General features: G+C 60.6%; 3 protein-coding genes and 1 pseudogene. 2 read left to right on the top strand and 2 right to left on the bottom strand.

The window, feature by feature from the left end; all coding sequences use genetic code 11:
- Both DBR24_RS29070 and DBR24_RS29065 read left to right on the top strand, forming a co-directional pair.
- Positions 1–1565: PAS domain S-box protein (locus tag DBR24_RS29070; protein WP_256591951.1), on the top strand; the 1565-nt coding region annotated here is incomplete at its 5' end.
- A gap of 77 nt (positions 1566–1642) precedes the next feature.
- Entirely contained in the window at positions 1643–2179 is a 537-nt protein-coding gene (locus tag DBR24_RS29065; protein ID WP_064118033.1) for a hypothetical protein, read from the top strand.
- Positions 2180–2236: 57 nt separating this feature from the next.
- Here the strand turns inward: DBR24_RS29065 and DBR24_RS29060 are convergent, their stop codons facing one another.
- Both DBR24_RS29060 and DBR24_RS29055 read right to left on the bottom strand, forming a co-directional pair.
- On the bottom strand, positions 2237–2533 hold the full coding sequence (locus DBR24_RS29060; RefSeq protein ID WP_123468620.1) for a hypothetical protein: 297 nt from the start codon (positions 2531–2533) through the stop codon (positions 2237–2239).
- Positions 2534–2724: 191 nt separating this feature from the next.
- A pseudogene (locus DBR24_RS29055) lies at positions 2725–3463 on the bottom strand (sodium:proton antiporter); the annotation flags it as partial.

Genomic DNA, 3463 nt, shown 5'->3' with positions numbered 1-3463 from the left:
TCGCCAAGATCACCCGCGACCTGACTGATCGCAAAATGGCCGAGGAAACCCTCAAGCGAAGTGAGCAGCAGTTCCGCCTGCTGGTGCAAGGCGTTACCGACTACGCGATTTATATGCTCAGCCCGGAAGGCCGCGTCAGTAACTGGAATCAGGGTGCACAACGCATCAAGGGCTATACGCCGGAAGAAATCATCGGTGAGCATTTTTCGGTTTTCTACACCCCCGAAGACCGTGAACTCGGCGAACCGGCGCGGGCCCTGGACATTGCCACCCGCGAAGGCCGCTTCGAGAACAGGAGCTGGCGCGTACGCAAGGATGGCACGCAGTTTCTCGCGCACGTGGTAGTCGATGCGATTCGCGGGGAAACCGGGACGCTGCTGGGGTTTGCCAAGATCACCCGTGACGTGACGCAAGCCCATGAGGCGCAACTGGCCCTGGAAAAGACCCGCGAGGCGTTGTTCCAGGCGCAGAAGATGCAGGCCATCGGTCAGCTCAGCGGCGGCATCGCCCATGACTTCAACAACCTGCTGACGGTGATCCTGGGCAACCTGGAAATTCTGCAGAAACGCATCGGTGACGAACCGAAAATCAGCCGCTTGCTGGAGAACGCCACCCAGGGCGCCTTGCGCGGTGTGTCGCTGACCCAGCGCATGCTGGCGTTCGCACGCCGGCAGGAACTCAAGACCGAACCGGTCGATATTCCGCAACTGGTGCAAGGCATCACCGGGCTGTTACGCAGTTCCCTGGGGCCAGGAATTCACATCGAGACACGCTTTGCGCCGGATCTTTCGCCAGTGCTGGCAGACAGCAACCAGCTGGAACTGGCCGTGCTCAACCTGGCGACCAACGCCCGCGACGCCATGCCCGACGGTGGCACAGTGGTGATCAGTGCGCAGCCGGAAGTCGTGCTTGAACAGAGCTATTCGGCGCTGACACCGGGGCATTATGTGTGCCTGAGCCTGATCGACAGCGGCGAGGGCATGGACACAGAAACCCTGGCCCAGGCCAGGGATCCGTTTTTCACCACCAAGGGCTTGGGCAAGGGCACCGGCCTGGGCTTGTCGATGGTGCATGGCTTCATCGAGCAACTCGGTGGGCGCTTTGTCCTCAAGAGCGAAAAAGGCCACGGCACGGCGGCCGAACTCTGGTTGCCGGTGATCGGCGAGGGCGTGACGGCCAAACCCTCGCGGCTGCCGGTCGAACCGATCGCAGTTCCACGGCTCAGCGTACTGGTGGTGGACGACGATTCGCTGGTCTTGACCAGCACCAGCCTGTTACTCGAGGACCTGGGGCACCGGGTGATCAATGCCACGTCCGCCGCCAGGGCGCTGGCGCTGTTCGATGAGGGCGAAGTCATCGACCTGATGATCACCGACATGGCCATGCCGACCATGAGCGGCGCACAACTGGCCCATGCCGTGCGCCTGCTCAAACCCGACCTGCCGATCATCCTCGCCACCGGTTACGCCGAACGGCTCGAAGGCTTCGCCGCGCAACTGCCGCGTCTGCCCAAGCCGTTTACCCAGTTGAATCTGGTGGAAGTGATTGCCCAGGCAATGAAATGACCCGGCGGGCAATCCGGCTGAACTTGTCTGCAAACGCGCGCTTCTAAGCGTTTTCCCTACCCCGGAGCGTGCGTCTCTTGCCTCGCATATTGACCCAGCCGACCGCTGAAGAAACCCTGACCGAACATAATGCCAAGATGTTCGGTTCGCCCAAGGAGCGGCTGGATTTCTATCGCCGGGAGATCCAGTACGAAACCAGCATCCTCGCCAATCGCACCGACGCCTACCTGGCGGCGCAGTCGTTTCTGGTGATTGCCTTTGCCTCGTGCATGGCCAACCTCAACCCGGAATGGGGCAAGTTGTTCACCCTGGTGGTGCCGCCGTTTCTGGCGCTGCTCGGGCTGCTCAGTTCGCTCAATGCCTGGCCGGGCATTCGCGCCGCGTACGACATCATTGATCACTGGCACTTCAAGCAGAGTCATCTGTTGCACAGCGAGCCCTTAATGGGACTGGCATATGACGAGTCGCCGCTGTTCAGCGAAATGGAGTCGAGCCACAAGGGGTACCGCAAGTCGCTGCTGTTCTCGGTGCGCACCCCGTGGATCTTTGCCACGTTCTGGGTATTGCTGGGCAGTTATGCGGTGTTTATTCAGGTGACCAATCCGGGCGGTTGATCAGCAGGCAAAAAGCAGTCCGGCACTGATTGCCGGGCTGCTTTTTGGGGCGAGGGATCACTCGGCAATTTCAAGCTGGCGACGCAATCCCTGCGAGTTGTGCGGCGACATCGGGATCGGCGGGAAGTCTTCGTTGAGCACACACAAATGCTCGATCGCATCGGCAAACTTCAGGTCGGCTTTACGCCGTAACGCGCGATAGTGTTCAAACTGTTCCATATCCATCTCTCGGCTTTCCAGCAGTTCGTGAGCCGCGAGGTTCAGCGCCTGCGCCTCTTCGAACAATTGGCGATTGCGTTCCAGAGCCAGCGCTCTGCAAGCCTTGATTTGCGCAGGAGTCGAGCATTCTTTCATGACCGTAACCTTATTTTTCGGGATTCCTTTTCATAGGCGTTTCGCCGCAGGGGAACCGAACCTGCCAGGCCCCGCCGAGGGGCTCGGCGAGGGGTTAACGTTGTGACCGCCAAGCGTCGCGCAGAGATCCATTTTTTTTCGCAGGATTTTTAACCTTGCCATTCCGCGGGAGGAGCTACCGCAGGCTGCTCCTATAAAAGAGCTTTCTGGCGTCGTTCGTAGCGGGCAAGAATCGGCTGGGTGCTGACCCCGTGCAGCAAAATGCTCAGGGCCACCACAGACAACGTGAGGTCGGTACACAGCGTGGCGACAGCGTCGGTCAGGCCATGATTCAAGGCATAAAACAGGTAGAACAGGCTGCCGATACCGCGGATGCCGAACCAGCCAATCAACAGCCGTTGCCGCCCCAGCAACAGGCCACCCCACGGCATCAGTGCAACGCAGACCGGACGGATCAGGCAGAACAACACACCGCCGACCAGCAACGCGCGCCAATCCCAGTGCGCGATCAGCACCACGCCCAGCAGGGTGACCAGAAACACTTCCATGGCCCGTTCCACCAGACTGCCGAACGACAGCATATCGCCCATCATGATGCCGGCTGCGACCTGACTGCTTTCCAGCCGTTCGGTATCGCCGTGCATCGCATTTTGCGGCTCGACGTTCTGGTGGCCGACCACCGGTTGCACCAAGTGTTCGGCGGGCGGCTGGCTGGCGCCGGTGGATTTCACTTCAACCTGACGCAAGCCCAGGCCGGCCGCAAAGACCGACAGAAAGCCGTAGCCGCCGATGGCTTCGGCAACGACGTAAGCCAGGGCAATCAGCGACAACGCCAGATAGTCGTTGGGGCTCAGGGTGCTGTCGTCATTGTGGATGCGCAGCGACAGGGTCACACGGCCGATGCCGCGGCCCATCCAGTAACCGGTCAAC

Origin of the sequence: Pseudomonas sp. HMWF006 (assembly GCF_003061205.1) — a bacterium.
In the GTDB taxonomy this organism is placed as follows: Bacteria; Pseudomonadota; Gammaproteobacteria; order Pseudomonadales; family Pseudomonadaceae; genus Aquipseudomonas; species Aquipseudomonas monsensis.
Note: the sequence above shows the minus strand (reverse complement) of the source record. Positions and strands in the feature narration are given on the sequence as shown.